At 71.0% G+C, this 26710-nt stretch carries 16 protein-coding genes, 1 tRNA gene and 1 rRNA gene; 14 read left to right on the top strand and 4 right to left on the bottom strand.

Annotated features, from left to right (window positions below; all coding sequences use genetic code 11):
• The 3 genes from rrf to ACFYNP_RS21925 all read left to right on the top strand — a co-directional run.
• Window positions 1-93 (top strand): 5S ribosomal RNA (rrf, locus tag ACFYNP_RS21935); the annotation flags it as partial.
• Window positions 94-191: 98 nt separating this feature from the next.
• Entirely contained in the window at window positions 192-869 is a 678-nt protein-coding gene (locus tag ACFYNP_RS21930) for a DegT/DnrJ/EryC1/StrS family aminotransferase (protein WP_388420149.1), read from the top strand.
• 89 nt (window positions 870-958) lie between these two features.
• Window positions 959-1031 (top strand) — tRNA-Thr (locus ACFYNP_RS21925).
• A 64-nt stretch (window positions 1032-1095) separates the two neighbouring features.
• On the opposite strand, the gene ACFYNP_RS21920 is transcribed toward ACFYNP_RS21925, so the two are convergent.
• Window positions 1096-3798: a SpoIIE family protein phosphatase gene (locus ACFYNP_RS21920; protein WP_388420147.1), complete on the bottom strand. Its 2703-nt coding sequence runs from the start codon at window positions 3796-3798 to the stop codon at window positions 1096-1098.
• 302 nt (window positions 3799-4100) lie between these two features.
• Between ACFYNP_RS21920 and ACFYNP_RS21915 the strand changes: the two genes are divergently transcribed.
• The 10 genes from ACFYNP_RS21915 to ACFYNP_RS21870 all read left to right on the top strand — a co-directional run bounded on the left by ACFYNP_RS21915 (window position 4101) and on the right by ACFYNP_RS21870 (window position 19050).
• Window positions 4101-9599: a HAMP domain-containing protein gene (locus tag ACFYNP_RS21915; protein ID WP_388420145.1), complete on the top strand. Its 5499-nt coding sequence runs from the start codon at window positions 4101-4103 to the stop codon at window positions 9597-9599.
• 244 nt (window positions 9600-9843) lie between these two features.
• Window positions 9844-10521: a two-component system response regulator gene (locus ACFYNP_RS21910; protein WP_388420144.1), complete on the top strand. Its 678-nt coding sequence runs from the start codon at window positions 9844-9846 to the stop codon at window positions 10519-10521.
• Between the two features lie 123 nt (window positions 10522-10644).
• Complete coding sequence (locus ACFYNP_RS21905; RefSeq protein ID WP_388787374.1) at window positions 10645-13431, top strand: DNA translocase FtsK; 2787 nt, start codon at window positions 10645-10647, stop codon at window positions 13429-13431.
• Between the two features lie 404 nt (window positions 13432-13835).
• Window positions 13836-14675 (top strand): helix-turn-helix domain-containing protein, encoded by an 840-nt coding sequence (locus ACFYNP_RS21900; protein WP_388420140.1) that lies wholly within the window; start codon window positions 13836-13838, stop codon window positions 14673-14675.
• 62 nt (window positions 14676-14737) lie between these two features.
• Window positions 14738-16207 (top strand): 30S ribosomal protein S12 methylthiotransferase RimO, encoded by a 1470-nt coding sequence (gene rimO, locus ACFYNP_RS21895; RefSeq protein WP_388787371.1) that lies wholly within the window; start codon window positions 14738-14740, stop codon window positions 16205-16207.
• The gene (gene pgsA, locus ACFYNP_RS21890) at window positions 16204-16872 is read left to right on the top strand and encodes a CDP-diacylglycerol--glycerol-3-phosphate 3-phosphatidyltransferase (RefSeq protein ID WP_388420136.1); all 669 of its coding nucleotides are present in this window, start codon (window positions 16204-16206) and stop codon (window positions 16870-16872) included. The genes rimO and pgsA overlap by 4 nt, the downstream gene beginning before the upstream one ends.
• Window positions 16869-17378: a CinA family protein gene (locus ACFYNP_RS21885; protein ID WP_388787368.1), complete on the top strand. Its 510-nt coding sequence runs from the start codon at window positions 16869-16871 to the stop codon at window positions 17376-17378. The genes pgsA and ACFYNP_RS21885 overlap by 4 nt, the downstream gene beginning before the upstream one ends.
• 109 nt (window positions 17379-17487) lie before the next feature.
• Window positions 17488-17877: a helix-turn-helix domain-containing protein gene (locus tag ACFYNP_RS21880; protein ID WP_100575835.1), complete on the top strand. Its 390-nt coding sequence runs from the start codon at window positions 17488-17490 to the stop codon at window positions 17875-17877.
• A gap of 239 nt (window positions 17878-18116) precedes the next feature.
• Window positions 18117-18587 carry a Dps family protein gene (locus tag ACFYNP_RS21875; protein WP_388420133.1) on the top strand — a complete coding sequence of 157 codons (471 nt, stop codon included), beginning with the start codon at window positions 18117-18119 and terminating at the stop codon, window positions 18585-18587.
• 217 nt (window positions 18588-18804) lie between these two features.
• Window positions 18805-19050 carry a hypothetical protein gene (locus ACFYNP_RS21870; RefSeq protein ID WP_388787366.1) on the top strand — a complete coding sequence of 82 codons (246 nt, stop codon included), beginning with the start codon at window positions 18805-18807 and terminating at the stop codon, window positions 19048-19050.
• Here ACFYNP_RS21870 and ACFYNP_RS21865 read toward each other — a convergent pair.
• From ACFYNP_RS21865 to ACFYNP_RS21855, 3 genes are all read right to left on the bottom strand, one after another.
• The gene (locus ACFYNP_RS21865) at window positions 18998-19762 is read right to left on the bottom strand and encodes an SDR family NAD(P)-dependent oxidoreductase (protein WP_388420129.1); all 765 of its coding nucleotides are present in this window, start codon (window positions 19760-19762) and stop codon (window positions 18998-19000) included. The two genes, ACFYNP_RS21870 and ACFYNP_RS21865, sit on opposite strands and share 53 nt — an antisense overlap.
• A gap of 161 nt (window positions 19763-19923) precedes the next feature.
• A complete protein-coding gene (locus ACFYNP_RS21860) occupies window positions 19924-20691 on the bottom strand; it encodes a DNA-formamidopyrimidine glycosylase family protein (RefSeq protein WP_388787364.1) in 768 nt (255 codons plus the stop codon).
• A gap of 334 nt (window positions 20692-21025) precedes the next feature.
• On the bottom strand, window positions 21026-25678 hold the full coding sequence (locus ACFYNP_RS21855; RefSeq protein ID WP_388787362.1) for an ATP-dependent helicase: 4653 nt from the start codon (window positions 25676-25678) through the stop codon (window positions 21026-21028).
• A 56-nt stretch (window positions 25679-25734) separates the two neighbouring features.
• Between ACFYNP_RS21855 and ACFYNP_RS21850 the strand changes: the two genes are divergently transcribed.
• Complete coding sequence (locus ACFYNP_RS21850; RefSeq protein ID WP_388787360.1) at window positions 25735-26598, top strand: AraC family transcriptional regulator; 864 nt, start codon at window positions 25735-25737, stop codon at window positions 26596-26598.
• Window positions 26599-26710: the final 112 nt, after the last annotated feature.

Raw genomic sequence — 26710 nt, 5'->3', positions numbered from 1 at the left:
ACGCCCGGTTACATTCCGAACCCGGAAGCTAAGCCTTTCAGCGCCGATGGTACTGCAGGGGGGACCCTGTGGGAGAGTAGGACGCCGCCGAACAAATCTTCAACGCTGGTCCCTGAACTTCGGTTCAGGGGCCAGCGTTTTTTTGTGCCCGCTCACCTGGTGTTCATGTGGCAAGAGGAAGATCCGCTGTCATGGGAATGACAGGAGCGCTCAAGTCTGCCGGTGTCGCGACCGGCGACGAGGTGATCGTGCCGGCCTACGACACCGCCGAGTCGGCCCTGGCCGTCGTCGCCGCCGGGGCCGTTCCGGTGTTCGCCGACATCGACCCGTCGACGTACTGCCTGGACCTGGACGCCGTCGGGCGGGCCGTCACATCACGGACCGCCGCTGTCGTACTCGTACGCCGCTTCGGATATCCCGCAGATGGCGGGCGGTTCGCCGAACTGGCAGCAGGGCGCGGGGTGTTGCTCATCGAGGCCGAGGACCACGAGGGACTCGGCGGGGACGTGGCCCAACGCCGGGAGCACGCGGGGTATTTGGACCGGCGGCTCATCGGAGTGGAGACGCCCGCGCCCGCCGAGGGGCATCGCTATCAGCGGTACGTCGTGCGGGTACCCGGCAACGGCCGGCCCGATCGGGACGCGTTCGCGCGGATGTTGCGGCGGCGCGGGGTCGCGTGCGAGGTGCCCGTGCCCATTCCCGTCCACCGGATGCGGGAGTTCAGGCGAGACGGGCTGAGCCTTGCCGCGACCGAGCGGGCCGCGGACGAGACACTGGCGCTGCCCTCGCTCGATGGGCTTTCCCCGGCGGAATTGCGGCGGTTGGTCTCCGTCTGCAACGCACTGGGCGGGCTGCTGCAACCCGCCTAGCGGCAAGCGCCGGGCGCGGTTCGGAACACCGTCTGATTCGGGGTATGCTTTATCTCGTTGGTGAGGGGGAAACCCCGAAACGACAACAGGCCCCTATAGCTCAGTCGGTAGAGCGTCTCCATGGTAAGGAGAAGGTCTGCGGTTCGATTCCGCATGGGGGCTCAGAACATCGAAAGGCCCCGCCCTCCGGGCGGGGCCTTTCGCGTTCCCGGGTGCCCCTCCGGGGCTAGCGCTTGGCCTGCTCGGGGATGCGCAGGGACAGGATCGCCATGTCATCGGATGCCGGTTCGGCGGCGAACCGCTCGACCGCACGCAGGACCCGTGCCGCGACCGCGCCCGCCGTCAGACCCGTACACGTGGCCAGCACGTCGGTGAGGCCGTCGTCGCCCAGCATGCGGGTGCCCTCGCGGCGTTCGGTGATGCCGTCGGTCACACAGAGCAGGACGTCGCCCGGGTCGAGGGTGATCGTCTGCTCGTACAGCTCCAGGTCCTCCATCACGCCTAGCAGCGGCTGCGGGTCGGCGGCCGGCTCGACCGTGCCGTTCTGGCGCAGGCGCAGGGGCAGCGGATGGCCGGCGCAGACGACCTTGAGGATGGCGCTGCCGTCCTCCTGGGGCCACAACTCCCCGTAGAGGAGGGTGAGGAAGCGGCTGCGGGCGCCCTCGTCGAGGATCGCCGCGTTCAGGCGTTCCAGGACCGCGGGCCCGCCGAAGCCCTCACGGGCCAGCAGGCGCAGGGCGTGCCGGGCGAGGCCGGTCACCGCGGCGGCCTCCGGGCCCGTACCGCACACGTCCCCGATGGCGAAGCCGTACGCGCCGTCGCGGATCGGGAACAGGTCGTAGAAGTCGCCGCCCACCTCGTTGCCCTCGCCGGCCGCGCGGTAGATCACCTCGACCTCGACGCCCGGGATCTGCGGCAGGCCCGGCGGCAGCAGGGAGCGCTGGAGGGAGCGGCTGATCGCCATGCGTTCCGAATACAGGCGTGCGTTGTCGAGGGCGAGGGCAGCCCGGCGCGAGAGGTCCTCGGCGAGTTCGAGGATCTCCTGGCGGAAGTGGTCGTCCGACGGCTTGCCCAGGGTCAGCATGCCGATCACGCGGTTGCGGGCCACCAGCGGCAACACGACCGTCTCGCCGCCGACCGCGGCCGCCGTCGACAACGTGGTGCCGAGGCTGCTGCCGGTGAGCGGGCCGCCGGAGCGGCCGAAGTCACGCATCGAGACGCGGACCGCGGCCTGGTGGGCGGCCTCGCCCGGCGCGGTCCAGACGCGGGCACCGGGGGTGGGCACCGGCTCCGGCGGGCTGATCTTGGACAGGAGGGCCTTGAGGCCGTCGATGCGTTCCTCGTCCTCGTGCAGGACATAGGAGAGGTAGGGATCCGATGCCTGGTCGGCGATGGTGTAGACGGCGCACCAGGTGGCCAGGGTGGGCACGGTCATCTGGGCCATCAGGGCCAGCGTCTGATCGCGGTCCAGGGTGCCGGCCAGGAGGTCGGAGGCCTCGACGAGGAAGCTCAGGGAGCCTCGGCGCAGGCGTTCCAGCTCGCCCAGGCGGGCCGATTCGACGGCGAGCGCGATGCGGTCGGCGGCGAACTGGAGGCGCAGCGCCTCCTCGTTGGAGTACCGGCCGGGGGATTCGGCCGCGACGCCGAGCGACCCCGTCAGGCGGCCCTCGACCTTGAGGGGGACGGTGACGACCGAGCGCATCCCGGTGCTCTCCAGGAGCGGCACCGCGCCGGGCACCGCCGCGAGGTCCTCGTGGACGGCGGGCATCCGCGCCGAGCCGTAGCGGCCGGTGCCGGCTTCGACGGGGACGCGGGCGAACCGCTGACGCGCCGAGGGCAGGCCGGTGGTGGCGCGGACCTCCAGCTCGGTCTCGTCGTCGGTGGCGAGCAGCAGGAACGCCGAGTCGCCGTCCAGCATGTCGCGGGCGCGTTCCACGGTGCGCTGGAGCAGGCCGTCGAGGTCATCGGGGGCGGGGGAGCCGATGAAGACCTCGAACGGGTCGACGTTGCGGCTGTCCCCCAACGTGCCCGGATCGGCGGCGGGTTGACGCGCCGGTGTCTGCAACACGGCCCGCTCGTCGTCGCGTACGAGCAGACAGACGGTGGACGGCTCGCCCTCGGTGTCGCGGACCCGCAGGTGCGAGGCGTACACCGGGACCACGCGCCCGTCGGCCCCTCTTATCCCGTACGTGCCTTCCCAGCGCGAGAGTTGGAGGGCCTCGACGATGCCGGTGGACGTGCCGGGGGTGTGCGGCCAGGCCGCGAAGTCGGTGAGGGCCTTGCCGGTGACCTGCTCGGCGGGGTAGCCGAACAGCTCCTCGGCATCCTCGTTCCAGGCGCGTACGGCACCCGCGCGGTCGATCTGCACGACGGCGACGCGGACCCTGCCGTCGGTGACCGGCAGCAGCGCGGTCGGCAGGGCGGGACCGGCCGAGCGGGTGCCGACCGGGCGGTTGGGGAGGTCGAGTTGGAACCAGACGGTCTTCCTCGTCGGCGTGTACTCGACGCCCCAGCGCGAGGCGAGGGCCGCGCACAGCAGCAGGCCGCGGCCGTTCTCGCGGTCGGGGCCCGCGATGTCGGCGGGCGAGCCGAGCAGCGGAACCTCACGTTCGGGATAGCGGTCGGCCACTTCGACGCGTACGCCGTCGTCCGAACGCAGGCACAGCACATCGGCCTTGGTGCCGGCGTGGACGACCGCGTTGGTGACGAGCTCACTGGTGAGGACCACCGCGTCGTCGACGACATCGGCGTACCCCCAGCCCTGGAGGGTGTCGCGGACGAAGGCGCGGGCGGTCGCGACCGACCGCCCGACAGGGTCGAAGCTGGCTGCCGCCCGCGCGGTGATCACAGAACTCCTCGTACGCGTCTCGACGCCCGGATCTCCTTGCCGGGGCTCCGGAACGTGCCCTCCGGGAATCAACAGTCCCACGTCGGCCCGCCCCCTCCGGTGTCCCGTGGTCGTCCTTTGTGCCGCCCGCCCCAAGCTTTACCGAGCAAAGGGGACGAACCACCCCTTGCCGGGCGGACCGGGGCGGTTGGACAGCCGGAAGCCAGGTTACTTACCTTCGCTGTCCGAACGGATGCCGGTCACCGGTGTTTCCGCCCTCCGTGGGCGGGGACGGATATGCGAAGCTGCCGAACTGTTATGGCCTGGTTCGGCCATGGTGAAACACTGGGCATGCTTTGGGAGACAGCCCGGGCAGTGCGGTCAACCCTTGCGGGAGGGACACGGTGGAGTCTGGCGCAGCAGCGCGGGGCGTAAGCACGCGCGCGAAAGACGATCAGTCCCGGACTCAACAGGCCCGGAGTCACAAGCAGCGGGGAGGCAACGGGACCACCGAGGTCGACACGGCCGCCCTGCAACGACTGCTCGTCGCCCTCGCCTCGATGCGGGACGGAAACTTCCGCAAACGCCTGACGGTGTCGGGCGACGGGGTGATGACGGAGATCGCCGCCGTCTTCAACGAGGTCGCGGACCGCAACCTGCATCTGACCGGGGAGATCGCCCGGGTGCGCAGGATGGTGGGGCGCGAGGGGAAGCTGACCGAGCGCCTGGAGAACGGCGCCTGCGAGGGCTCCTGGGCGACCGCGATCGACGCCTCCAACGCGCTCGTCGACGACCTCGCGCGCCCCGTCTCCGAGGTCGGGCGGGTCCTCTCCGCGGTCGCCGACGGCGATCTCGAACAGCGCATGGACCTGCGCTCGCACGGCAGCGACGGCGCCGAGCGGCCGCTGCGCGGCGAGTTCCTCAAGGTCGGCCGGACCGTCAACAACCTCGTCGACCAGCTCTCGGCGTTCACCGACGAGGTGACCCGGGTCGCCCTCGAAGTGGGCACGGAGGGCAAGCTCGGCGGCCAGGCCCAGGTACGCGGAATGTCCGGTTCCTGGAAGGATCTGACGGATTCCGTCAACACGATGGCGTACCGGCTGACGGCCCAGGTACGTGATATTGCTCTCGTCACCACGGCCGTCGCCAAGGGTGATCTCTCCCGCAAGGTCACCGTGCACGTGGCCGGCGAGATGCTCCAGCTGAAGAACACCGTCAACACGATGGTCGACCAGCTGTCCTCCTTCTCCTCGGAGGTGACCCGCGTCGCTCGCGAGGTCGGCACCGAGGGCGAACTCGGCGGGCAGGCGCAGGTGCCGGGCGTGGCCGGGGTGTGGAAGGACCTCACCGACTCCGTCAACGTGATGGCGACGAACCTGACCGCGCAGGTGCGCGGCATCGCCCAGGTCACCACGGCCGTCGCCAACGGCGACCTGTCGCAGAAGGTCACCGTGAACGCGCGCGGCGAGGTCGCGCAGCTCGCGGAGACCATCAACCAGATGACCGAGACGCTGCGCACGTTCGCGGACGAGGTCACCCGGGTCGCCAACGAGGTCGGCGCGGAGGGCCTGCTCGGCGGGCAGGCCCAGGTACCGGGGGCCGCCGGCACGTGGAAGGACCTCACGGACTCCGTCAACACCGTCTTTCGCAACCTGACGACGCAGGTGCGGGACATCGCGCAGGTGACGACGGCCGTCGCCAGCGGCGACATGAGCCAGAAGGTCACGGTCGACGTGGCCGGCGAGATGCTGGAGCTGAAGAACACCGTCAACACGATGGTCGACCAGCTCCAGTCGTTCGGCTCCGAGGTCACCCGCGTCGCCCGCGAGGTCGGCATCGAGGGCCGCCTCGGCGGACAGGCCGAGGTGCCGGGCGCGGCCGGCACGTGGAAGGACCTCACCGACTCCGTCAACACCGCCTTCCGCAACCTGACCGGCCAGGTCCGCGACATCGCCCAGGTGACCACCGCGGTCGCCAACGGCGACCTGTCGCAGAAGGTCACCGTGGACGTCGCGGGCGAGATGCTGGAGCTGAAGAACACCGTCAACACGATGGTGGCGCAGCTCTCCTCGTTCGCCGACCAGGTCACGCGGATGGCGCGGGACGTGGGCACCGAGGGCCGGCTCGGCGGGCAGGCGCGCGTCGACGGCGTGTCCGGCACCTGGAAGGAGCTCACCGACTCCGTCAACTTCATGGCGGGCAACCTGACGTCCCAGGTGCGTCAGATCGCCCAGGTGACCACGGCCGTGGCCCGCGGCGACCTGTCCCAGAAGATCGACGTGGACGCCCGCGGCGAGATGCTGGAACTGAAGAACACCATCAACACGATGGTCGACCAGCTCTCCGCCTTCGCCGAGCAGGTCACCCGCGTCGCCCGCGAGGTCGGCACCGACGGTCGGCTCGGCGGCCAGGCCCAGGTGCCCGGCGTCGCCGGTGTGTGGCGCGACCTGACCGACTCCGTGAACGGCATGGCCGGCAACCTCACCGCCCAGGTCCGCAACATCGCCCAGGTCGCCACCGCCGTCGCCCGCGGCGACCTCTCCCAGAAGATCGACGTGGACGCCCGCGGCGAGATCCTGGAGCTCAAGAACACGCTCAACACGATGGTCGACCAGCTGTCCAACTTCGCCGAGCAGGTCACCCGCGTCGCCCGCGAGGTCGGCACCGAAGGCATCCTGGGCGGCCAGGCCGAGGTGCAGGGCGTGTCCGGCACCTGGAAGGACCTCACCCAGTCCGTCAACTCCATGGCGAACAACCTGACGTCGCAGGTACGCAACATCGCCGAGGTGACCACCGCGGTCGCCGAGGGCGACCTCTCCAAGAAGATCACCGTCGACTCCAAGGGCGAGATCCTGGAGCTGGTCACGACCGTCAACACCATGGTCGACCAGCTGTCCAACTTCGCCGACGAGGTCACCCGCGTCGCCCGCGAAGTGGGCACCGAGGGCATCCTCGGCGGGCAGGCCCGGGTGCGGGGCGTCACCGGCATCTGGAAGGACCTCAGCGAGAACGTCAACCTGATGGCCGCGAACCTGACGACCCAGGTCCGCAACATCTCCCGGGTCTCGGCGGCCGTCGCCAACGGAGACCTCACCAAGAAGGTGACCGTCGAGGCGCGCGGCGAGGTCGCCGAACTCGCCGACACCGTCAACACGATGGTCACGACGCTGTCCTCGTTCGCCGAGCAGGTCACCAAGGTGGCCCGCGAGGTGGGCACCGACGGCATCCTCGGCGGCCAGGCCCGCGTACCCGGCGTCTCCGGCACGTGGAAGGACCTCACCGAGTCGGTGAACTCCATGGCCGACAACCTCACCGGCCAGGTCCGCCAGATCGCCACCGTCACCACCGCCATCGCCCAGGGCGATCTCACCAAGAAGATCGACATCGATGCGCGCGGTGAGATCCAGGAACTCAAGAACACCATCAACACGATGGTCGACCAGCTGTCCTCGTTCGGCCAGGAAGTCACCCGGGTCGCCCGCGAGGTGGGCACCGAGGGCCAGTTGGGCGGCCACGCCCGCGTCCGCGACGTCGACGGGACCTGGCGCGACCTCACCGAGTCGGTGAACGAGATGGCCGGGAACCTGACCCGGCAGGTCCGCGCGATCGCGGCCGTCGCGACCGCGGTGACCCGCGGCGACCTCAACCTGAAGATCGACGTGGACGCGGCCGGCGAGATCCAGGCCCTCCAGGACAACATCAACACGATGATCGCCAACCTGCGCGACACCACCGTCGCCAACAAGGAACAGGACTGGCTCAAGGGCAACCTCGCCCGCATCTCCGGCCTCATGCAGGGCCGCCGCGACCTCGACGACGTCGCCTCCCTGATCATGACCGAGCTCACCCCGGTCGTCTCCGCGCAGCACGGCGCGTTCTTCCTCGCCATGCCGACCGGGGGCGCCCCCGAGGTCAGCGCGGCCGGCGACGGCTCGTACGAGCTGCGGATGCGCGGGAGTTACGGATACTCGGCCGGCTCCATGCCGACCTCCTTCCGGCCCGGCGAGACCCTCATCGGCACCGCCGCCGAGGAGAAGCGGACCATCCTGGTCGAGAACGTCCCGCCCGGCTACCTCAAGATCTCCTCCGGGCTCGGCGAAGCGCCGCCCGCCCATGTGATCGTGCTGCCCGTCCTGTTCGAGGGCAAGGTCCTCGGCGTGATCGAACTGGCCTCGTTCCAGCCGTTCACCCACATCCAGAAGGACTTCCTCAACCAGATCGCCGAGATGATCGCGACCAGCGTCAACACCATCTCCGTCAACTCCAAGACCGAGGTCCTGCTCAAGCAGTCCCAGGAACTCACCGAGCAACTGCGCGAACGCAGCGCCGAGTTGGAGAACCGCCAGCGCGCCCTCCAGGCATCCAACGCCGAACTGGAGGAGAAGGCCGAGCTGTTGGCCCAGCAGAACCGGGACATCGAGGTCAAGAACACCGAGATCGAGGAAGCCCGCCAGGTCCTGGAGGAGCGCGCCGAACAGCTCGCCGTCTCCATGCGCTACAAGTCCGAGTTCCTCGCCAACATGTCCCACGAGCTGCGCACCCCGCTCAACTCCCTCCTGATCCTCGCCAAGTTGCTCGCCGACAACGCCGAGGGCAACCTCTCGCCCAAGCAGGTCGAGTTCGCCGAAACGATCCACGGTGCGGGTTCCGACCTGCTCCAGCTGATCAACGACATCCTCGACCTGTCCAAGGTCGAGGCCGGCAAGATGGACGTCTCACCCACCCGCATCGCGCTCGTCCAGCTCGTCGACTACGTCGAAGCCACCTTCCGCCCGCTCACCGCGGAAAAGGGCCTCGACTTCTCCGTCCGGGTCTCGCCCGAACTGCCCGCCACCCTCCACACCGACGAACAGCGCCTCCTGCAAGTGCTGCGCAACCTGCTGTCCAACGCGGTCAAGTTCACCGACAGCGGCGCCGTCGAACTCGTCATCCGCCCCGCCGGAACCGACGTACCCAACGCCATTCGCGAACAGCTCCTGGAAGCCGGCTCGCTGCGCGACGCCGACTCCGACCTCATCGCGTTCTCCGTCACCGACACCGGCATCGGCATCGCGGCCAGCAAGATGCGCGTCATCTTCGAAGCGTTCAAACAGGCCGACGGCACCACCAGCCGCAAATACGGCGGCACCGGACTCGGCCTGTCCATCAGCCGCGAGATCGCCCGCCTGCTCGGCGGCGAGATCCACGCGGCCAGCGAACCGGGCCGCGGCTCCACCTTCACCCTCTATCTCCCGCTCCACCTCAGCGAGTTGCCCTCCCAGGGCTATCCGCAGCTCGCCCCCGGCGGCATGGAAGCCGCGGCCGGCCTCGCCATCGAAGCCGCCGCGCGCCCCGAGCCGGAGCCCCACCACGACGCCGGCGGCACCGGCCACGGCACCACCCAGCCCGCGACCGCCGGCCTGTTCCGCAGGCGCCGCAAGGCACTCGGCGGCGACGGCCACCAGGAGGCCGCGCCCACCGGGCAGCCCCAGGCGCAGAGCTGGGAGGAGGACGAGGCCGAGCGCACGCCCGCCAAGGCGTTCCACTTCGGCGGCGAGAAGGTCCTGATCGTCGACGACGACGTACGCAACGTCTTCGCGCTCACCAGCGTCCTGGAACAGCACGGTCTTTCGGTGCTGTACGCGGAGAACGGGCGCGAGGGCATCGAGGTCCTCGAACAGCACGAGGACACCGCGGTCGTCCTGATGGACATCATGATGCCGGAGATGGACGGCTACGCGACGACGTCCGCGATCCGGCGCATGCCCCAGTTCGCGGGCCTGCCCATCGTCGCCCTCACCGCGAAGGCGATGAAGGGGGACCGCGAGAAGGCCATCGAGTCCGGCGCCTCCGACTACGTGACCAAGCCCGTCGACCCCGACCATCTGCTCTCCGTCATGGAGCAGTGGATGCGAGGAAAGTGACCGCCCACCGCCCGCGGGGCCGGGCGCTGCTGACGCACTGTGGCCGAGGACGTGTGAGGCGACGGTATTCGGGGAACCTTCTGGTCTCCCACTACGTTTCTGCTACGTGCACAGTGACATCGCAGTGACAGGGTGTGGCGACAGGCGGGGTGCGGCTACCATGACCGGCACAAGGACGGGCGACGCAAGGGAGTCGTCCCCTGGGGCGGCGCCCGGTGCACTGCCGGGGCGAGGAGGACGGGCCATGGTGCAGAAGGCCAAGATCCTCCTGGTCGATGACCGGCCGGAGAATCTGCTGGCGCTGGAGGCCATCCTCTCTGCGCTCGATCAGACACTGGTGCGGGCATCGTCAGGGGAGGAAGCGCTCAAAGCGCTACTGACGGACGATTTCGCGGTCATTCTGCTGGACGTCCAGATGCCCGGAATGGACGGGTTCGAGACCGCCGCGCACATCAAAAGGCGCGAACGCACACGAGACATCCCGATCATCTTCCTCACGGCCATCAACCACGGCCCCCACCACACCTTCCGCGGATACGCGGCAGGCGCCGTGGACTACATCTCGAAGCCGTTCGACCCCTGGGTGCTCCGCGCCAAGGTGTCGGTCTTTGTCGAGCTGTACATGAAGAACTGCCAACTGCGCGAACAAGCCGCCCTGCTCCGCCTCCAACTCGAAGGCGGCACCCACGGCAGCGGCGCCGCCAAGGAATCCGCCGGCCTGCTCGCCGAACTCTCCGCGCGCCTCGCGGCAGTTGAGGAACAGGCCGAAGCGCTCTCCAAACAACTGGACGACGACTCCGCCGACGCCGCGGCCGTCGCCACCGCCGCCCACCTGGAGCGCAAGCTCACCGGGCTGCGCCGCGCACTGGACGCCCTGGAGCCCGGCACCGGCGGCGCGCCCACCCTCCCCTCCCAGAACTGACCGCCCGACACCTGACGCCACGTCCCCCTGACGTGGCGTCAGCAACCGTGCGGCGTACGACACGGACGGGTGAAGCCGTAGGCACACGTGTCCACCGCCGCCGACCCAGGTAACCTCAGCACCATGGCCTCACGTACGTCCGGCAAGGGTTCCCAGGGCACGGCGGGCACCGCGAAGCGCACCGGCCGTACCCCGGCGAAGAAGGCTGCGCCCGCGAAGAAAGCCACCGCCCCCAAAGCGCCCGCCAAGAAGACAGCGCCCAAAAAAGCACCCGCGAGGAAAGCGGCCGCCCCCCGGCCCGCCCCCAAAGCCGCACCCTCCCCGACCGGCGGCCTCTACCGCCTCGCCCGCGCCGTCTGGCTCGGCGCCGCCCACACCGTCGGAGCCATGTTCCGCGGCATAGGACGCGGAGCCAAAGGACTCGACCCCGCCCACCGCAAGGACGGCGTCGCCCTCCTGCTCCTCGGCCTCGCACTCATCGTCGCCGCCGGCACCTGGTCCAACCTGCGCGGCCCCGTCGGCGACCTCGTACAAATGCTGGTCACCGGCGCCTTCGGCCGCCTCGACGTCGTCGTACCGCTGCTCCTCGGCGCCATCGCGATCCGCCTCATCCTCTATCCCGAAAAGCCCGAGGCCAACGGGCGCATCGTGATCGGACTGTCCGCCCTCACCCTCGGCGTCCTCGGCCAGGTCCACATCGCCTGCGGCTCACCCGGCCGCAACGACGGCACCGACGCCATGCAGGACGCCGGCGGCCTCATCGGCTGGAGCGCCTCCAAACCCCTCGAATTCACCCTCGGCGACGTCCTCGCCGTCCCCATGCTCGTCCTGCTCACCGTCTTCGGACTGCTCGTCGTCACCGCCACCCCCGTCAACGCCATCCCCCAACGGCTGCGCCTGCTCGGCGTCAAACTCGGCGTCCTCGAACCGCTGCCCGGCGACGCCGCCGAGGACGAGACGTACGACGACGAATGGCTTGACGACGAACCCGCCCCCCGCACCCGGCGCCGCCCCGCCACCCCCGCCGCGCACGACCCCGCATGGGCCGAGCAGGAAGCGCTCACCCGCCGCCGGGGCCGCGGACCCCGACGAGGCTCCGTACAGCCGGCGTTCGAGAACGGACTCGACCCCGTCGACGTGGCCGCCGCCGCGGCCGCGGCCCTCGACGGCGCCGTCATGAACGGACTGCCGCCCTCACCCGTCGTCGCCGACCTCACCCAGGGCGTCACCGGCGAACGCGACAGGGAACCAAGCGAAGCCACCCCGCTGCCCACCGCCCGGACCGCCCAGACCACCACCCCCGAAACCGCGGCCCCCGCCAAGGCGGCACCCAAGGCCACACCCGGCGCGCCCCCCGTCGTCCCCGACCTGACCAAGCCGCCGCGCGACACCACCGAAGCCCTGCCCCCGCGCGCCGAACAGCTCCAGCTCGCCGGGGACATCACCTACGCGCTGCCCTCCCTCGACCTCCTGGAGAAGGGCGGCCCCGGCAAGACCCGCAGCGCCGCCAACGACGCCGTCGTCGCCTCGCTGCAGAACGTCTTCATGGAGTTCAAGGTCGACGCCAACGTCACCGGCTTCACCCGCGGCCCCACGGTCACCCGCTACGAGATCGAACTCGGCCCCGCCGTCAAGGTCGAGCGGATCACCGCCCTCGCCAAGAACATCGCCTACGCAGTCGCCAGCCCCGACGTACGGATCATCTCGCCGATCCCCGGCAAATCCGCGGTCGGCATCGAGATCCCCAACACCGACCGCGAAATGGTCAACCTCGGCGACGTGCTGCGCCTCGCGGACGCGGCCGAGGACGACCACCCGATGCTGGTCGCGCTCGGCAAGGACGTCGAGGGCGGCTACGTGATGGCCAACCTCGCCAAGATGCCGCACGTCCTGGTCGCCGGAGCCACCGGCTCCGGAAAGTCCTCCTGCATCAACTGCCTCATCACCTCCGTGATGGTCCGCGCCACCCCCGAAGACGTCCGCATGGTCCTCGTCGACCCCAAGCGGGTGGAACTGACCGCCTACGAGGGCATCCCGCACCTCATCACGCCGATCATCACCAACCCCAAACGGGCCGCCGAGGCGCTGCAATGGGTCGTGCGCGAGATGGACCTGCGCTACGACGACCTCGCCGCGTTCGGATTCCGCCACATCGACGACTTCAACGAGGCCATCCGCAACGGCAAGGTGAAACTGCCCGAGGGCAGCGAGCGCGAGCTGACGCCGTACCCGTACCTCCTGGTGATCGTCGACGAGCTCGCCGACCTGATGATGGTCGCGCCGCGCGACGTCGAGGACGCCATCGTCCGCATCACCCAGCTGGCCCGCGCCGCCGGCATCCACCTGGTGCTCGCCACCCAGCGGCCCTCCGTCGACGTCGTCACCGGTCTGATCAAGGCGAACGTGCCCTCACGGCTCGCGTTCGCGACGTCCTCGCTCGCCGACAGCCGCGTCATCCTCGACCAGCCGGGCGCCGAAAAGCTCATCGGCAAGGGCGACGGCCTCTTCCTGCCGATGGGCGCGAACAAACCGACCCGCCTCCAGGGCGCCTTCGTCACCGAGCACGAGATCGCGGCCGTCGTCCAGCACTGCAAGGACCAGATGGCCCCGGTCTTCCGGGACGACGTCACCGTCGGCACCAAGCAGAAGAAGGAGATCGACGAGGAGATCGGCGACGACCTCGACCTGCTGTGCCAGGCCGCCGAGCTGGTCGTCTCCACCCAGTTCGGCTCCACGTCGATGCTCCAGCGCAAGCTGCGCGTCGGCTTCGCCAAGGCCGGCCGGCTGATGGACCTCATGGAATCCCGCAACATCGTCGGCCCCAGCGAAGGCTCCAAGGCGCGTGACGTCCTGGTCAAACCGGACGAACTCGATGGAGTGCTGGCGGTGATCCGGGGGGAGGCTCCCTGAGTGTGCGGGAGCGCGGGCGCGGCGGTCGCGGGCGGTCGGCGGACAGAATCCGTCGACTGTCATCGCGCTGTCAGCTGACAGATTCTGTCGTCGCCCCGCCTCCCGCTCCCCACCCCGAGCCGCCCCCCTCGCCGCCCCAGCAGCCCCCTGCGCCCCGCCCCCGACCCGTCGCCTGTCGGCCGACCGGCCCAAACAGCACTCGTACGGGATCCCCGAGCAACCGTTTCCCTTGGCCGTACGTCAAGTTGAGGGAAGCGTGGAAGCAAGCGTGGCCGCTGTTCCGTTCACCAGGGGCGCCGGCCATACCGATGGCGTACAAACTCCGCTCCACCGGTTGCCCCACTCTTTCGTACCCCCCCTAGACTGAACACCCAGCAGGTGGCTCACGCTCGAAAGGCGCCCCCGTGTCCATCGGCAACTCTCCCGAAGACGACCGGCCTTCGATCGAAGACGACGGGCCATCGATCGGTCGTGTCCTCCAGCAGGCCCGTATCGCCGCCGGACTGACGGTCGACGAGGTCAGTTCCGCCACCCGGGTGCGCATCCCCATCGTGCACGCGATCGAGGAGGACGACTTCTCGCGCTGCGGCGGCGATGTGTACGCGCGCGGACACATCCGCACGTTCGCCCAGGCCGTCGGCATCGACCCGGCCCCCCTGGTCGACCAGTACGACGCCGACCACGGCGGCCGTCCCGCGCCCACCCCCGCGGCCCCCCTGTTCGAGGCGGAACGTATCCGCCCCGAACCGCGCCGCCCCAACTGGACCGCCGCCATGGTCGCCGCCATCGTCGTGGTCGTCGGCTTCGTCGGCTTCACCATGTTCAGCGGCGGCAGCGACAAGAAGAGCGGCAGCTCCGTCGCCGAGGGTCCCGCCCAGCAGAAGCCCCCGGCCAAGTCGCCGTCCGCACCCGCCCCCTCCAAGCCGCCCGCCCCCAAGCCCACCCCGAACCCCTCCGACAGCGCGATCGCCGCCGTCCCCGCCGACAAGGTCACCGTCAAGGTCACCGCGGTCAACGACAAGAGCTGGATCTCCGCCAAGGACCACAACGGCAAGATGCTCTTCGACGGCCTGCTCCAGAAGGGCGAGGCCCAGACGTTCCAGGACGGCCAGCAGGTCGACCTGATCCTCGGCAACGCCGGGGCGATCGAGCTGTACGTCAACGGCAAGAAGATCGACAGCAAATTCGAGGACGGCCAGGTCGAGCGCCTGAGCTACACCAAGGGCGACCCGCAGGTCGGCTGAGCCCGCCCGGCCCACGACCCTCGCGGCGGGGGCGTGGGCCAGGACAAAGTAGTCTTGAGTCCATGCCCGAACGCCGCACCGTCGCCCTTGTCACTCTTGGCTGCGCCCGTAACGAGGTGGACTCGGAGGAGCTCGCAGGCCGCTTGGCAGCGGACGGCTGGGAGCTCGTCGAGGACGCATCGGACGCGGACGTCGCCGTCGTCAACACCTGCGGCTTCGTCGAAGCCGCCAAGAAGGACTCCGTCGACGCCCTCCTCGAAGCCAACGATCTGAAGGACCACGGCAGGACCCAGGCCGTCGTCGCGGTCGGCTGCATGGCCGAGCGGTACGGCAAGGACCTCGCCGAGGCGCTCCCCGAAGCCGACGGTGTCCTCGGCTTCGACGACTACGCCGACATCTCCGACCGCCTCCAGACCATCCTCAACGGCGGCATCCACGCCTCGCACACCCCCCGCGACCGGCGCAAGCTCCTGCCGATCAGCCCCGCCGAGCGCCAGAGCGCCCCCGACGTGGCCCTGCCCGGACACGCCCAGGACACCCCGCCCGAGGACCTCCCCGACGGCCTCGCGCCCGCCTCCGGGCCGCGCGCCCCGCTGCGCCGCCGGCTCGACACCAGCCCCGTCGCCTCCGTGAAGCTGGCCTCCGGCTGCGACCGCCGCTGCTCGTTCTGCGCCATCCCCTCCTTCCGCGGCTCGTTCATCTCGCGCCGCCCCAGCGACGTGCTCGGCGAGACCCGCTGGCTGGCCGAGCAGGGCGTCAAGGAGGTCATGCTGGTCTCCGAGAACAACACCTCCTACGGCAAGGACCTCGGCGACATCCGGCTCCTGGAGACGCTGCTGCCCGAGCTCGCCGCCGTCGACGGCATCGAGCGCGTCCGGGTCAGCTACCTCCAGCCCGCCGAGATGCGCCCCGGCCTCATCGACGTGCTGACCTCCACCGACAAGGTCGTGCCGTACTTCGACCTGTCCTTCCAGCACTCGGCGCCCGGCGTGCTGCGCGCGATGCGCCGCTTCGGCGACACCGACCGCTTCCTGGAGCTGCTCGACACCATCCGCGCCAAGGCCCCCACCGCCGGCGTGCGCTCCAACTTCATCGTCGGCTTCCCCGGCGAGACCGAGGCCGACTTCAAGGAGCTGGAACGCTTCCTCACCGCGGCCCGCCTCGACGCCATCGGCGTCTTCGGCTACTCCGACGAGGAAGGCACCGAAGCGGTCGGCTACGAGGACAAGCTGGACGCCGACACCATCGCCGAGCGCCTCGCCCACCTGTCGCGCCTGGCCGAGGAGCTCACCGCGCAGCGCGCCGAGGAACGCATCGGCGACACCGTGCGCGTCCTGGTCGAGAGCGTCGACGACGAGGACGGGGCGGTCGGCCGCGCCGAGCACCAGGCACCCGAGACCGACGGCCAGGTGACCTTCACCGAGAGCGCGGGCCTCGCGCCCGGCCGTATGGTCGAGGCCAAGGTCGTCGCCACCGAGGGCGTCGACCTCGTGGTCGAGTTGCTCGGCGGGGTTGAGGAGGCGGGCAGATGACCGGAGTCCCGGCATCGGCGGCGGGCGGTACCGGCCGGACGCCGGCGCCCGGCGGCAAGCTGGGCGCTGCGGCCGTCAACCAGGCCAGCCTCTGGAACATCGCCAACATCCTCACCATGATCCGGCTCGTGCTCGTGCCGGGCTTCGTCGTGCTGCTGCTCGCGGACGGCGGCTACGACCCGGCGATGCGGGCCTGGGCCTGGGCGGCCTTCGCCGTCGCCATGATCACCGACATCTTCGACGGACACCTGGCCCGCACCTACAACCTGGTCACCGACTTCGGGAAGATCGCCGACCCCATCGCCGACAAGGCGATCATGGGCTCCGCGCTGGTCTGCCTCTCGCTCCTCGGGGACCTGCCGTGGTGGGTCACCGGCGTCATCCTGTTCCGGGAACTCGGCATCACGCTCATGCGTTTCTGGGTCATCCGGCACGGAGTGATTCCGGCCAGCCGCGGCGGCAAGCTCAAGACCCTCGCCCAGGGCACCGCGACCGGCATGTACGTCCTGGCGCTCACCGGGCCGCTCGCCACCCTGCGGTTCTGGGTGATGGCGCTCGCCGTGGTGCTCACGGTCGTCACGGGGCTCGACTACGTGCGCCAGGCGGTCGTCCTGAGGCGCAAGGGGCTCGCCGCACAGCGCGAGGCCGCGGGATCCGCGTCGTGACCGAGGCGGCCCGGCTCCTGCGCCTGCTCACGGAGCGTGATGAGACGCTCGCCGTGGCGGAGTCCCTGACGGGTGGCCTGGTGGCCGCCGAGCTGACGTCGGTGCCCGGCGCCTCACGCGTCTTCCGCGGCTCCGTCACGGCGTACGCCACCGAGCTCAAGCGGGACGTCCTGGGCGTCGACGGGACCCTTCTGGCGGAGCGCGGCGCGGTCGATCCCGAGGTCGCGCAGCAGATGGCGGCGGGGGTGCGCGAGATTCTCGGAGCGAGCTGGGGGATCGCGACCACGGGTGTGGCCGGACCCGAACCCCAGGACGGCCAGTCCGTCGGGACGGTATACGTTTCGGCCGTTGGCCCGGCGGGAGCGAAGAAAACCGTCGCATTGAGGTTGAACGGCGACCGGGCGGAAATTCGTAGGGAGAGTGTACGCAGCGTGCTCGAACTGCTCTCCAGTGAACTCCGCAAGGACGGGCGGGCACAGGATACGGAACAGAACGGGGGGATTTGATGTTTGCAGCCCTGAGTGAACACGACATCGCTCCCCGCACGGCCGCGGCGCGAGGCGGTACGGTGGGGCGTGAAGGATGCGGCTACGCGGTCCGAGGAGGGAGCCACCGATGATTCTGCTCCGTCGCCTGCTGGGTGACGTGCTGCGTCGGCAGCGCCAGCGCCAGGGCCGTACTCTGCGCGAAGTCTCCTCGTCCGCCCGAGTCTCACTCGGCTATCTCTCCGAGGTGGAGCGGGGGCAGAAGGAGGCATCCTCCGAGCTGCTCTCCGCGATCTGCGACGCGCTTGACGTACGGATGTCCGAGCTCATGCGCGAAGTGAGCGACGAGCTGGCCCTTGCCGAGCTCGCTGCCTCGGCGGCGGCGAGTGACCCGGTGCCGGTGCGTGCGCCGGTACGTCCGATGCTCAATTCGATCTCCGTGTCGTCGGTGACTGGTGTGCCGACGGAGCGGGTGACGATCAAGGCGCCCGCGGAAGCGGTGGACGTCGTCGCGGCCTGATCTTCAGGGCGCGCACCCAGGCTTGTACTGAGCCCCGGCCGGTCTCCACGACCGACCGGGGCTCAGCCCTGTCTCGGGGCCCTTCTCAGCCCTTTCCCAGCCCTTTTCCGGCGCGCCCGATTCGGGGCTTCTGTGGCAGGGTGGTAGGTGATCGCGCATACGTCCGCATATGTCGTACGGGTGTTCCCCCGTGCGCCGAGTCCGCGGGCGGTCCGCCCGTGGACCCGTGGAGGAAACGCATGTCCTACATCAAGAGCCCGCTGTCCGACGCCGACCTCAAGGCGGTCGGCGACGCGCTGCAGGGCGCTCTCGTCGACCTCGTGGACCTCGCCCTGGTCTCCAAGCAGGTCCACTGGAACGTGGTCGGCCCCCGCTTCCGGTCCGTCCACCTCCAGCTCGACGAGGTCGTCGACACCGCGCGACTGCACTCGGACACCGTCGCCGAGCGGGCCTCCGCCGTCGGCGTCAGCGCGGACGGGCGGGCTGCCACCGTCGCCAAGTCCAGCGCGATCGGCACCGTCCCCGACGGCTGGATCAAGGACACCGACGCCGTGAAGATCCTCGTCGACGGGCTCGGCGCGGTCATCGCCCGGATGCGCGAGCGCATCGACGCGACCGCCGACCCGGACCCCATCAGCCAGGACATCCTCATCGGCCTCACCGCCGACCTGGAGAAGCACGCCTGGATGTTCCAGGCCGAGACCGTCTGACGGCCCCGATGGACACCCAGGACGCCCAGGACACCACGGTGACGACCACGACCCGCCGCACGCGAATAGGCCGCGCGCGAATAGGCCGCGCGCGGGCCGGGTCGTACGCCGTGAAGCGCCGCGGGGGCAGCGGAGCGCGCCGGGCCTGCACCCGGTGCGCCCTCCCGGCGCCTTCCGCGGCGGTCTAGCGTCGGCCCGAGGAGGCAACCCCATGGCGGTGGCGGTGCGTTGGGTGCCCGCGCTGGTGGTAGCGGCGCTGTGGTGGTGGGCCGTGCTGCGCATGGCCCTGGTGCCCGGACAGACCGGGTTCGTCGAGGGCGCGATGGTCGCGGGCGGCTGGGGGCTGAGCCTGCTGCCCGTCCATGTGGCGTCCGCGGCGGCCGCGCGCCGCGAATCCGCCACGAAGCGGCCTACCAGGGCATGGAGACGCCGCCGTTCGGACGCAGGATCTGACCCGTCGTGAACGCCGAGGCGTCCGCCGCGAGATGCAGCACCGTCTGGGCGACGTCCTCCGGCTGCCCGAGCCTGCCGAGCGGCGAAAGGCGCAGCATCATCGACTCGATCTGCTCCTGCTGTTCGGCGGCGTGCTGCTCGGTCATGGGAGTACGGACCCAGCCGGGCGCGACGGCGTTGACGCGGATCCCGTGCGGGCCGAGCTCGGTGGCGAGCGTCCTGGTGAGCTGCACGACGGCGACCTTCGAGACGCTGTAGCAGAACAGGCCGGGCCGCGAGGAGTCCACCGCACCCGACGCCATGGTGACGATCGAGCCCCGGATGCGGTGCGCGATCATCACGCGGGCCGCCTCCTGGCAGGCGTGCAGCACGCCCCGGAAGTTGACGGCGAGCACCCGGTCCAGGTCGGCGTCCTCGGTGTCCAGGACCGAGCTGGTGTGCATGACGCCCGCGATCGCCGCCAGCACATGGACCGGGCCGGCCACCTCCAGCGCCGCCTTGACCTGCGCACGGTCCGACACGTCGAGCCGGTGGACGTGCGCGGTGCCGCCGGCCTTCACGATCAGTTCCCGCGTCTGGTCCAGGCCCGCCTCGTCGAGATCCGCGCAGTGCACCGCGGCACCCGCCTGAGCGAGCAGCAGGGCACTGGCCCGTCCGATCCCGCCCGCGGCGCCGGTGACGAAGGCGCTGCGGTCGCTGAGGTCGTACGCCATGAGGGGCATTCCCGGACCGTACGACCGGACCTGACGGGTCGTCAATAACCGTGCGCGGCGGCCTCGGAGGGGCCGTGACGACTCGGCTCCAGGTGTTGGCGCGCGGGCCCGGCGCTTGGCGCCTGGCGTTTGCTGCTCGGTGTTGGGTGCCCGGTGCCCGGAGCTCGGCCTCAAAGGGCGGGCGCGGGCTGGCACTTGGGGCACCAGTAGGTCGGGCGCTCCCGGCCCGAAGGGTCACGCTGCGCGGCGGTACGGATCGCGGTCCGGCAGCGCGGACACGGCCGGCCCGCCCGGCCGTAGACGTAGGTCTGACGGACCGGACGGTCCTTGTTGGCCTCCAGGAGCTGCTTGGACGTGGCGATCAGGCGTTCGGGCGCCGGGAACGCGCCGATCGCCAGCCAGGGCACGACCCGCAGCGCGAAGCAGATCTCCGACTTGAACACGTTGCCGACCCCGGCGAGGTTGCGCTGATCCAGCAGCGCGTCACCGATGGTGCGGGCCGGGTCGCGGACGAGGTTGCGCAGGGCGATCTCCGCGTCCCAGTCGGGGCCCAGCAGATCAGGACCGAGGTGACCGACCGCCTTCAACTCGTCCTTCGTACGCAGAAGTTCGAGGACGGGCAGCCGATAGCCGACGGCCGTGTGCCCGGCGTTCGCCAGGATCGCCCGGATCTGGTGGGAGGGCCCGCCGTTCCAGCGCTCGCCCGGCCGGTAGATCCGCCACGACCCGTCCATCCGCAGATGGGAGTGCAGGGTCAGGCCGCCCTCGATGCGTGTCAGAAGGTGCTTCCCGCGCGGTGTCACGTCCAGGACGGTGCGGCCCGTCAGATCCGCTGTGGCGAACCGGGGCACCCGCAGATCGGACCGCGTGAGCACCTCACCGGCCAGCGCCGTGTTGAGCCGCCGCGCGGCTTGATAGACGGTGTCGCCTTCGGGCATGGCTCCATTGTGCCGGGCCCGCCCCCTCACGGCGCGCCCGCTCCTGCCGGGCGAGGGCGGGGCGTGAGGGGGCGGGGGTGCGAGGGCTTGATGGCGAGGGCGAGGGCGAGGGAGCGCGGGGTGCGGGGTGGTGGGTGTGAGGCGCGGGGTGCGGGGTGCGGGGTGCGAAGCCCTGTTCTGACGTAGGCCCGCCCCGACACGGGCTCGGCCCGCCCCGACACGGGCTCGGCCCGCCCCGACACGGGCTCGGCCCGGCCCGTCCCGGACACGGGCCCGGCCCGTCCCGGCCGCGTGTGGCGCGCCCCAGCCCCGCCCCGGCACCATGCGCCCCCGTTCAGGGCCTCAGGCGCAGCCCCCTCGGGGTCGGGACGAAGCCTGCCGCCTCCAGAGGGCGGGCCAGGGGGGATGTCAGGGCGGGGTCGCCGTTGGCGCGCTCCACCGTGATCGTGCCGAGCCGGCCTGCCCGGGCCGCGCCGGCCAGTGCCCCGCAGGCCGCCGTCAGCGCCGGATCGTCCGGCTCCGCGGCCCAGGCGAGGAGCGATTTGCCGCCGCGCTCCAAATACAGCACCAGCTCCCCGTCGACCAGCACCACCAGGGAGCCCGCCTTGCGGCCCGGCTTGTGCCCGGCACCGCCCGGCGGCTCGGGCCAGGCCAGCGCGGCGCCGTAGGCATTGGCGGGGTCGGCCGCCGCCAGAACGAGCGCCTGCGGGGCGGTGTGCGCGTCCGCCCCTCGATCCCGGGCGGTCGCCGCGGCCCGCAGCCGGTCCACCGCACCGTCCATCGCGAACTGCGCCGCGCCCAGACCCTCGACCACATAGCCGCGCCGGGCCTGCCCGCTGTCCTCGAACGCGGCAAGGATCCGATACGTCGCCGAGAAACCGCCCTCGACGCCCTCGGCCTGCACCGCGCCCCGCGTCACCACACCGTGCCGGTCCAGCAGGCTGCGGGCCAGGGCGTGGGCGCGATGCGTGGGGTCGGGCTCGCGGGGCGCAAGCAGCGACCAGCGGCCCGAGACGGTCGGCGGGCCGCCGCGCGCGGCCGGGCGGGCCGACGCCGTCAACGTGCCGTACCGGCCGCGCGGCACCGGCCGTCTGGCGCGGTGGGCCGTCGAACCCGCCGTGCGACCCGAGCCGAGCAGCGCCCTCAGCGGCGCCAGGGTGTCGTTGGTGAGCCGCCCCGACCACGCCAAATCCCATACGGCATCCGCGAGTTGAGGATCCGTCACCCCCGGATGCGTGGTCGCCCGCACCTGGTCGGCGAGCTGCCGGAAGAACAGGCCGTAACCCGGGGCCAGCGCCGACAGCACCGACTCGTGGAGCGCGGTCAGCTCCAGGGGATGCGGCGGCGGCAGGAGCAGCGGGGCCGCGTCGGCCACATACAAGGAGATCCAGCCGTCCTTGCCGGGCAGCGCGCCCGCCCCCGCCCACACCACCTCGCCGGTCGTGGTGAGCTCGTCCAACAGCGCCGCACCGTAGTCCGACACCCGCGACGGCAGGACCAGCTTCTCCAGCGCGGAGGCGGGCACGGCAGCGCCCTGCAACTGCTCCACGGCCCGCGCCAGGCCGTCGATGCCGCGCAGTCCATTGCCGCCCAAGTGCTGCCACTGCGGCAGGAACGTGGCGAGCGCGGCGGGCGGCACCGGCTCCAGCTCTTGGCGCAACGCGGCCAGCGAACGGCGCCGCAGCCTGCGCAGAATCGTCGCGTCGCACCACTCCTGGCCGATGCCCGCCGGATGGAACTCGCCCTGCACCACCCGGCCCGACGCCGCCAGCCGGTGCAGCGCCCCGTCCGTGACGGCGGCACCGAGCCCGAACCGGGCCGCGGCGCCGGCCGACGTGAACGGGCCGTGCGTACGCGCGTACCGCGACAGCAGATCGCCCAGCGGATCCTTCACCGGCTCCGTGAACGCCTCCGGCACCCCCACCGGAAGAGCCGTGCCCAGCGCGTCCCGCAACCGGCCCGCGTCCTCGATCGCCGCCCAGTGATCGGTGCCCGCGATCCGCACCCGCAGGGCACGGCGTGCCGCCTCCAGCTCCACCGCCCAGCCCGGCTCCGCGCCCCGCTCCGCCAACTCCGCGTCCGTGAGCGGCCCCAGCACCCGCAACAGGTCGGCGATCCCCTCGCCGTCCTTGATGCGGCGCTCCTCGGTCAGCCACTGGAGCTCCCGCTCCAGCTCGGCCAGCACATCGGCGTCGAGCAGCTCACGCAGCTCGGCCTGACCCAGCAGCTCCGACAGCAGCCGCGAGTCCAGCGACAGCGCCGCCGCCCGCCGCTCCGCGAGCGGCGAGTCCCCCTCGTACAGGAACTGCGCGACATAACCGAACAGGAGGGAACGGGCGAACGGCGACGGCTCGGGCGTCGTCACCTCCACCAAACGCACCCGGCGTGCCTCCAGATCACCCATCAGCTCGGTGAGCCCCGGCACGTCGAACACATCCTGGAGGCACTCACGGACCGCCTCCAACACGATCGGGAACGACCCGAACTCGCTTGCCACCTGCAACAGTTGAGCCGCTCGCTGACGCTGCTGCCACAGCGGCGTGCGCTTGCCGGGGGAGCGCCGCGGCAGCAGCAGGGCGCGCGCCGCACACTCACGGAACCGCGAGGCGAACAGCGCCGAACTGCCGACCTGATCCGTGACGATCTGCTCGATCTCGCCCTTGTCGAAGACCGTGTCCGCCGCCCCCACCGGCGCCTGCTCACTGTCGTACGCCGCATCCGCCCCCGCCGCATCCGCCCGCGCCGGATCCTGGTCCAGCAGATCCAATCCCATCAGATCCGCGTCCGGCAGCCGCAGCACAATGCCGTCGTCCGCGTGCATGACCTGCGCGTCCATGCCGTATCGCTCGGCAAGCCGCGCCCCCAGCGCCAGCGCCCACGGCGCGTGCACCTGCGCACCGAACGGCGAATGGATCACCACCCGCCAGTCACCCAGCTCGTCCCGGAACCGCTCCACCAGGATCGTCCGGTCATCCGGGATGTGACCGCAGGCCCGGCGCTGCTCATCGAGATAACCGATCAGATTGTCCGCCGCCCACGCGTCGAGCCCCGCGCTCAGCAGCCGCAGCCGGGCATCCTCGGGCGCGAGCGAACCGACCTCCCGCAAGAACGCGCCGAGCGCACGGCCCAGCTCCAGCGGACGCCCCAGCTGATCGCCCTTCCAGAACGGCAGCCGGCCCGGCACCCCCGGCGCCGGCGACACCAGCACCCGGTCCCGCGTGATGTCCTCGATCCGCCACGACGTGGTGCCCAGCGTGAAGACATCACCCACCCGCGACTCGTACACCATCTCCTCGTCGAGCTCACCGACCCGCCCCCCGCCCTTCTTCGGATCGGCCCCGGCCAGGAACACACCGAACAGACCCCGGTCGGGAATCGTGCCGCCCGAGGTGACCGCCAGGCGCTGCGCGCCCGGCCGGCCCGTGACCGTACCCGCCACCCGGTCCCACACCACCCGGGGACGCAGCTCCGCGAACGCGTCCGAGGGATAGCGGCCCGCCAGCATGTCCAGGACCGCCGTGAACGCCGACTCCGGCAGCGCCGCGAACGGCGCGGCCCGGCGCACCAGCGCCAGCAGATCGTCCACCTGCCAGCTGTCGAGCGCCGTCATCGCCACCAACTGCTGGGCCAGCACGTCCAGCGGATTCGACGGAACGCGCAGCGACTCGATCGCCCCCGACCGCATCCGCTCGGTGACCACCGCCGACTGCACCAGATCGCCCCGGTACTTCGGGAAGACCACCCCCGTGGACACCGCACCCACCTGATGCCCCGCCCGCCCCACCCGCTGCAAGCCCGAAGCCACCGACGGCGGCGACTCCACTTGCACCACCAGATCCACCGCACCCATGTCGATGCCCAGCTCAAGACTGGAGGTGGCCACCACCGCCGGAATCCGGCCCGCCTTCAAATCCTCCTCCACCACCGCCCGCTGCTCCTTGGACACCGAACCGTGGTGCGCCTTCGCCAACAGCGCCGGAGCCCCCGTCGCCGCACCCGAGCCGCCCATCAGATCGGCCGGCGCATGATGCTCCGGAAGCGGCGCCCCCGTCGCCCGCTCGTACGCGATCTCATTGAGCCGGTTGCAGAGCCGCTCCGCCAGCCGACGCGAGTTCGCGAACACGATCGTCGAACGGTGGGCCTGCACCAGATCGACGATCCGCTCCTCCACATGCGGCCAGATCGACGGCTTCTCCGCGCCCTCCTGACCATCGGGACGGGCATCGGAGGCAGGCGATCCCCCCAGCTCGCCCAGATCCTCCACCGGCACCACCACCGACAGATCGAACTCCTTGGTGGACGGCGGCTGCACGATCTCCACCTTGCGCTGCGGAGACAGATAACGCGCCACCTCGTCCACCGGACGCACCGTCGCCGAAAGACCGATCCGGCGGGCCGGCTTCGCGAGCAGCTCGTCAAGACGCTCCAGCGACAACGCCAGATGAGCACCCCGCTTGGTGCCCGCCACCGCGTGCACCTCATCCAGGATCACCGTCTCGACACCCGCCAGCGCCTCACGCGCCGCCGACGTCAGCATCAGGAACAACGACTCCGGTGTCGTGATCAAAATGTCCGGCGGCCGCGTCGTCAACGCACGCCGCTCCGCCTGCGGAGTGTCCCCCGAGCGGATACCGACCCGCACCTCGGGCTCCGGCAGCCCCAGACGCACCGACTCCTGCCGGATCCCCGTCAACGGAGACCGCAGATTGCGCTCGACATCCACCGCCAAAGCCTTCAGCGGCGACACGTACAGCACCCGGCAGCGCTTGACCGCCTCGGCGGGCGGCGGCACCGCCGCCAGCCGGTCCAACGCGGCCAGGAACGCCGCGAGCGTCTTGCCGGACCCCGTCGGAGCGACCACCAGGACGTCCGACCCCTCACCGATCGCCCGCCAGGCGCCCTCCTGCGCCGCGGTGGGCGCGGTGAAGGCCCCCGAGAACCAGCCGCGCGTCGCGGGCGAGAAGGAATCCAGCGCTGTCCGTGCCATGGTCCCCATCGTGCACCCACCCACTGACAATGGCCCGGAGCTGCGAGAATGACAGGGTGAACGGCGTCGAGGAATGGGCACGGCACTGGCAGCACCACGAACTGCCCGGCCTCGACCTGCTCCACGCCCGCTACATCCACCACACCTTCCCGCGCCACGCCCACGAGGGATTCGTCCTCGGCGCCGTACGCACCGGCATCGAGAACGTCGTGCTGCCCGGCGAGACCGTCCGGGCCCGCCCCGGCACCGTCGTCATGATCAACCCCGAGGTGCCGCACGCCGCCCACGCCGGAACCCCCGAAGGCTGGACGTACGCCACCCTCTACCCCTCGGCCCGGCTGATCGCCGACATAGCCGCGGAGACCACCAGCCTGGCCGGCACCCCCGGGTTCGCCGAAACCATCGTCGAGGACCCCGACACCGCCCTCCTCATCCGCGACGTCCACCGTGCCGCCGAACAGGGCAACGCGCTGGCCGCCGACACCGTCTTCCGCGTCGCCGTCGCCCGCCTCCTCCGGCGCCACGGCCACGACCTGCCCCCGCGCACCCCGAGATCAGCCGGCGCCCGCGCCGCCGCCACCGCCCGCCTCCTGCTCATCGAGCGCCTCGCCGAGCCGCCCTCCCTCGAACAGCTCGCCACCGAACTCGGCACCAGCCCCTTCGCCCTGCTGCGCGCCTTCAAGGCGGAGTACGGACTGCCCCCGCACGCCTGGCTGACCGGCGAGCGCGTACGCCGGGCCCGCCGCCTCCTGGACGAGGGAACACCGCCCGCGCAGGCCGCCCTCGCCGTGGGCTTCAGCGACCAGCCGCACCTCAACCGCCACTTCACCCGCATCGTCGGCGTCACACCGGGCGCCTACCGCCGCGAACGCAACGCGGCCCGGACGCCACCACAGGGACGGGCGCAGCCACAGCCGTAGGGACGGGCACAGCCACAGCGGTAGGGACGGGCACAGCCACAGCCGTAGGGACGGGCACAGCCATGCGGGCAGCCGCAGGCACCGGGCAGCGCAAGAACGTACAAGAACCAGA

The organism is Streptomyces sp. NPDC006691 (genome assembly GCF_042869955.1).
In the GTDB taxonomy this organism is placed as follows: domain Bacteria; phylum Actinomycetota; class Actinomycetes; order Streptomycetales; family Streptomycetaceae; genus Streptomyces.
The sequence above is the reverse complement of the archived record's forward strand: the minus strand, read 5'-3'. Positions and strand labels throughout refer to the sequence as shown.

Coding starts and splice junctions, on each gene's coding strand:
- ACFYNP_RS21930 (WP_388420149.1), top strand. CDS start 192: ATGGGAATGACAGGAGCGCTCAAGTCTGCCGGTGTCGCGACCGGCGAC.
- ACFYNP_RS21910 (WP_388420144.1), top strand. CDS start 9,844: ATGGTGCAGAAGGCCAAGATCCTCCTGGTCGATGACCGGCCGGAGAAT.
- ACFYNP_RS21905 (WP_388787374.1), top strand. CDS start 10,645: ATGGCCTCACGTACGTCCGGCAAGGGTTCCCAGGGCACGGCGGGCACC.
- rimO (WP_388787371.1), top strand. CDS start 14,738: ATGCCCGAACGCCGCACCGTCGCCCTTGTCACTCTTGGCTGCGCCCGT.
- pgsA (WP_388420136.1), top strand. CDS start 16,204: ATGACCGGAGTCCCGGCATCGGCGGCGGGCGGTACCGGCCGGACGCCG.
- ACFYNP_RS21880 (WP_100575835.1), top strand. CDS start 17,488: ATGATTCTGCTCCGTCGCCTGCTGGGTGACGTGCTGCGTCGGCAGCGC.
- ACFYNP_RS21875 (WP_388420133.1), top strand. CDS start 18,117: ATGTCCTACATCAAGAGCCCGCTGTCCGACGCCGACCTCAAGGCGGTC.
- ACFYNP_RS21865 (WP_388420129.1), bottom strand. CDS start 19,762: ATGCCCCTCATGGCGTACGACCTCAGCGACCGCAGCGCCTTCGTCACC.
- ACFYNP_RS21860 (WP_388787364.1), bottom strand. CDS start 20,691: ATGCCCGAAGGCGACACCGTCTATCAAGCCGCGCGGCGGCTCAACACG.
- ACFYNP_RS21855 (WP_388787362.1), bottom strand. CDS start 25,678: ATGGCACGGACAGCGCTGGATTCCTTCTCGCCCGCGACGCGCGGCTGG.